Origin of the sequence: Mycobacterium sp. (assembly GCF_049673265.1) — a bacterium.
GTDB lineage: Bacteria > Actinomycetota > Actinomycetes > Mycobacteriales > Mycobacteriaceae > Mycobacterium.
In genome coordinates this window covers 1-5071 of sequence record NZ_JBATXN010000635.1, presented here as the reverse complement: position 1 = coordinate 5071, position 5071 = coordinate 1, and the positions used below count along the sequence as shown (strand labels likewise).

Here is a 5071-nt window from a genome sequence, read left to right as displayed (position 1 = left end):
AGCCACGGTAGGCCGGTCGCCTGGTCGACGACATTGCCCGCGGAGTTCACCGCGACCAATGCCCCGACCGTCACCCCCGATGGCAGCGTCGTCGACGCCGTCCCGACACCGCCCTTCAGCACGCCAGCGCAGGCCCCCACCCCGGCACCGACCGTGCCCACCGCGACGTCGGCGCCCGCTGCCTGACAGGCTGCGTAGCCGAACTCGGCGGTCGGCCGGTGACTCCAGGCGCCCACATCCAGATCGAAGATCACCGCGCCCGGCACGATCGGTACCACTCCGCCCGCCATCGCGACGCCGCGGTCGTGCTCCTCCAGCCAGCTCATGATTCCGTCCGCGGCCGCTAATCCGTAGGCGCTGCCCCCGGCGATCAGCACCGCGTCCACATAGCGGACGCTGTTGACCGGGTCGAGCAGATCGGTTTCCCGGCTGCCGGGCGCACCGCCTCGGCAATCGACGGCGCCCACCGTGCCGGGCGGCGGCAAGACGACCGTGACGCCGCGCGCCCAACCGGCACCCATCGTCGCGTCGGGGTCCAGTCGGTGGTGGTGGCCGACGAGCATCCCCCCGACGTCGGTGATCGAGTTCATCGCGTCTCCATCAGCGCCAGGACCAGGTACTCCTGCAGGAAGGTCAGCCACTGATACACGTCGAGGTGTGAAGCCAACGGATGATCGTCGGGCAGCCGATCGGGGCCATCGGGGCGGATATCGAGCATGGTGCCGAGCGCCAGCCGGATGTCGTTGACGGCTGCGATCCAGGCGTTCGCGTCAGCTTCGGTCAGCTCGAATCGACCGCCGTCCTCGGGCACCGTTGCCAATAGCTGTTCTGCTGCAACGCGTTTGGCCGCGATGATCTCCGGCTCGTGCAGACTGCGCAGCGCGGCATTCAGGCTGCCGGTGGCTTCCTCCCCCGAGGGGTCCGGTTTCGAGAAGTCCGGCAACAGCCGCTGCAGCGTCGCGTTGTCGGGCGGCTTCGAGTTGCCGGTTTTCATGCCGGTGATTTGCTCGAGTTCGTCTGTCGGCGATGACGATTCGCGTTCGTCGAGCAGGCCGATCATCGAGTCGACCAGATTCTTGAGCAAGGCCGCCTCATGCGAGTCCAGAGCGGACCGAAAACGGGTACCGTCGGCGGTCTGAACCCGCTTCCACTTGCGCACGTGCGAACCCGGATGCCCTCTCAGCGGTCCTGCTGCAAAGTGGCCCACAACCCGGCCGCATGCAGTTTGGACACGTCGGTTTCCATGGATTCCCGGCTGCCCGACGACACCACTGCTTTGCCCTCGTTGTGGACCTGCAACATCAGCTTGGTGGCGTGCGGCTCGCTGTAGCCAAACAGCTTCTGGAACACATACGTCACGTAGTTCATCAAGTTGACCGGGTCGTCCCACACGATGGTCACCCAGGGAGCGGCCGTGGTCTCGACCGAGTCGGCTTCCCGTTGCCCGGTGGTCCCCGGTTTTGTCGGGGCTGACGCAACCATGGTTTCTAGGATAGCGAGCCACGGCACCGAACCCGATGCCCCAGATACGGTGGGCCGTGTGAACGACTCGGGTTTAGTCGGGCTGCTGACCGACAGATACGAGTTGACGATGCTGGCCGCGGCGCTGCGCGGCGGCACCGCCGATCGCAGGACGACCTTTGAGCTGTTCGCCCGCCGACTGCCCGCGGGGCGACGGTATGGCGTGGTGGCAGGGACCGGCCGGTTCTTGGAGGCTCTGCCCGCATTCAGATTCGACGATGTTGCGTGCGAATCGCTAGCTGAATTTCTCGACACGGACACCCTGGCCTACCTACGCGACTTCCGCTTCGGTGGTGATGTCGACGGCTATTCCGAGGGTGAGCTGTATTTCCCTGGCTCGCCGGTGCTTTCGGTTAGCGGCAGCTTCGCTGAATGTGTGGTGCTTGAGACACTGGCCCTGTCAATCTTCAACCACGACAGCGCCGTTGCGTCGGCCGCCGCGCGAATGGTCAGCGCCGCCGGGGGGCGGGCGCTGATCGAGATGGGCTCCCGCCGTACCCACGAGCGTGCCGCAGTCGCCGCGGCCCGCGCCGCCTACATCGCCGGGTTCGCCGCATCATCGAACCTGGAGGCTCGCCGCCGCTATGGGGTTCCGACGGAAGGCACCAGCGCGCACGCGTTCACCCTGCTTCACTCTGGTGCCGACAAGCCCGACGAGCTGGCCGCATTCTCCGCACAGGTCGACGCACTGGGTCCCGGCACCACGCTGCTGGTCGACACCTACGACGTGACGACCGGTGTGGCCAATGCCGTGGCAGCCGCCGGGACTGAGCTTGGCGCGGTGCGCATCGACTCCGGGGAGTTGGGCGTGCTGGCTCGTCAGGTTCGCGAGCAGCTCGACCGGCTGGGGGCGACGCGGACCCGCATCGTGGTTTCCGGTGATCTGGACGAATTTGCAATTGCCGGATTGCGTGCCGAACCGGTGGATAGCTACGGCGTGGGCACCTCGCTGGTTACTGGTTCAGGCGCGCCGACGGCGAACATGATCTACAAGCTGGTCGAAGTGGATGGCATCCCGGTCGAAAAGCGCAGTCCCCGAAAAGAGTCGCACGGCGGCCACAAAGAGGCGCTGCGGCTATGCCGGCCGACCGGCACGATCACCGAAGAGATCGTGTATCCCGCGGGGCATCGGCCCCCAACCACTGAACCGTCTCGAGTGTTGACGACTTCACTGATGCGCAACGGCGAGCCGGTGATTGACCTGGATCTCGGCGCGGCGCGGGACCTGGTGGCGTCGGGCTTGCGAAGCTTGCCGTGGGAGGGTCTGATGTTGTCGCACGGCGATCCGGCCATCCCGACGACCCAGATTGCCACCCCACACCCGCACCAGGAGTAACCACGTCCGAAGAATTGGCGGCGTCAGTACCCGACCTGCTGGCCACCGCGGTGGCGGCGCTGGGTGGCAGCGAACGCAGCGGCCAACTGGAGATGGCCATCGCGGTGGCCCATGCCTTCGAAGCCGGCGAGCACCTGGCGGTGCAGGCGGGAACCGGCACCGGAAAGTCGTTGGCGTACCTTGTTCCTGCGATTGTCCGGGCGGTCTCCGATGAGGCGCCTGTCGTGGTGTCCACCGCGACGATCGCCCTGCAGCGCCAACTGGTTAGTCGCGATCTGCCCCAGCTGGTCGATGCGCTGACCGATGCGTTACCCCGCGCGCCGCGATTCGCGTTGCTCAAAGGTCGTCAGAATTACTTGTGCCTGAACAAGATTCACAACGGCGCGGCGGTGAGCTCGGATGACGAACCGCAGGACGAGCTTTTCGAGCCGCAGGCGGCTACCGCATTGGGTCGCGACGTGCAACGGCTCACGGCTTGGGCGTCGACGACGGAGTCTGGTGATCGCGACGACCTCAAGCCGGGCGTAGCCGACCGCTCCTGGTCTCAGGTCAGCGTGTCGGCACGGGAATGCCTCGGGATGGCGCGCTGCCCGTTCGGCACCGAATGCTACGCCGAACGCGCACGCGCCACAGCCGGCCAAGCCGACATCGTCGTCACCAACCACGCACTGCTGGCCATCGACGCCGTCGCCGACTCGGCCGTGCTGCCCGAACACCAGCTACTGGTTGTCGACGAGGCACACGATCTGGTGGACCGGGTCACCGCGGTGGCCACCGGTGAACTGACTGCGACCGCCCTCGGGGTCGCTTCGCGACGCATCAGCAGACTGGTTGAACCGGAATTGATGCAGCGGTGGGAAGGGGCGTCCACCAGGTTTACCGTCGCAATCCAGAACGCGATCGGCGGCCGCATCGACCACCTTGATGACGAGCTGGCCACTCATCTCACCGCTCTGCGAGATGCGGCCGGCGCGGCGCGTTCGGCGATTGATATGTCGCCGGGCGACGCCAAGGCTGCGTCGGCGCGCGCCGAGGCCGTCGCGAGCCTCATCGAAATCGCCGACACCGCATCGCGGATGCTGTCGTCGTTCGCACCGGCGCTCCCCGACCGGACCGACGTTGTGTGGCTGGAGCAAGAAGACAACCGCGGCTCGACGCGTGCCGTGCTGCGGGTGGCGCCGCTGTCGGTGGCCGGGCTGCTGCGCGGCCGGTTGTTCGCCGACTCGACGGCGGTGTTGACGTCGGCGACGCTGACTGTCGGCGGCTCCTTCGACGCGATGGCGAGCGCCTGGGGTTTGGCCGGAACGCAGGATGCCACCGAAACACGTTGGCGTGGAATCGATGTCGGATCTCCGTTCGAGCACACCAAAGCGGGGATCCTCTACGTCGCCGCCCATCTGCCCCCGCCTGGCCGCGACGGCACCGGCTCGGCCGAGCAGCTGAGTGAGATCGCCGAGCTCGTCACCGCCGCGGGCGGACGAACCCTGGGGCTTTTCTCGTCGATGCGGGCGGCCCGCGCCGCCGCCGAGGCGATGGCCGAACGACTTTCGACTCCGGTGTTGTGCCAAGGCGACGACAGCACCGCCGCGCTCGTCGAGCAGTTCGCCGCCGATGCGGCGACGTCGTTATTCGGCACGCTGTCGTTGTGGCAGGGCGTCGACGTGCCCGGGCCATCGTTGTCGTTGGTCATCATCGACCGCATCCCATTTCCCCGACCCGACGATCCGCTGCTGTCCGCCAGGCAGCGTGCGGTGGCCGCCCGCGGCGGCAACGGATTTATGGCCGTCGCCGCCAGCCACGCCGCGCTGCTGCTGGCGCAGGGCGCCGGGCGGCTCCTGCGTGGCCTCGATGACCGAGGCGTGGTCGCGGTGCTGGACTCGCGAATGGCCACTGCACGCTACGGCGGCTACCTGCGCGCCTCGCTGCCGCCGTTCTGGCCGACAACTGATGCCGCCACCGTACGCGCGGCTCTCACGCGGCTGCGAAGCGCGTCGGCCTGACCGGCAAGGGTGGCAGTCGGATGCAGTCGCCTGCCCCCTAGCACGCCGTTCGCCAACCTCAGAACGGTGATCATGAAACTGCTTCCGGTATCGATGATTACGGCGTGATGGCAATAGACATAATTCGGAACGACCCGTCGGTGTTGATCGACGCCCAGGGTCAAGGCGTAGCGGATATGAAAGTTTACTGCCGTAGACCTCGCGCCGGAGCGAT

The 5071-nt window shown here is 67.0% G+C and carries 5 protein-coding genes; 2 read left to right on the top strand and 3 right to left on the bottom strand.

What is annotated here, in order from left to right:
- The 3 genes from WBF82_RS21575 to clpS all read right to left on the bottom strand — a co-directional run.
- Positions 1-590: P1 family peptidase (locus WBF82_RS21575; RefSeq protein WP_424384966.1), on the bottom strand; the 590-nt coding region annotated here is incomplete at its 3' end.
- Positions 587-1159, bottom strand: a complete 573-nt coding sequence (locus WBF82_RS21570; RefSeq protein ID WP_424384965.1) for a DUF2017 domain-containing protein — start codon at positions 1157-1159, stop codon at positions 587-589. The genes WBF82_RS21570 and WBF82_RS21575, both read right to left, overlap by 4 nt.
- Positions 1160-1179: 20 nt before the next feature.
- Positions 1180-1482, bottom strand: a complete 303-nt coding sequence (clpS, locus tag WBF82_RS21565) for an ATP-dependent Clp protease adapter ClpS (RefSeq protein WP_424384964.1) — start codon at positions 1480-1482, stop codon at positions 1180-1182.
- A 58-nt stretch (positions 1483-1540) separates the two neighbouring features.
- On the opposite strand from clpS, the gene WBF82_RS21560 reads away from it, so the two are divergent.
- The gene (locus tag WBF82_RS21560) at positions 1541-2857 is read left to right on the top strand and encodes a nicotinate phosphoribosyltransferase (protein WP_424384963.1); all 1317 of its coding nucleotides are present in this window, start codon (positions 1541-1543) and stop codon (positions 2855-2857) included.
- A gap of 14 nt (positions 2858-2871) precedes the next feature.
- Positions 2872-4857: an ATP-dependent DNA helicase gene (locus WBF82_RS21555; protein WP_424384967.1), complete on the top strand. Its 1986-nt coding sequence runs from the start codon at positions 2872-2874 to the stop codon at positions 4855-4857.
- Positions 4858-5071: the final 214 nt, after the last annotated feature.

Bases quoted from the DNA above. Each gene is read 5' to 3' on its own strand.
- clpS (WP_424384964.1), bottom strand. From the start codon at position 1,482: ATGGTTGCGTCAGCCCCGACAAAACCGGGGACCACCGGGCAACGGGAA.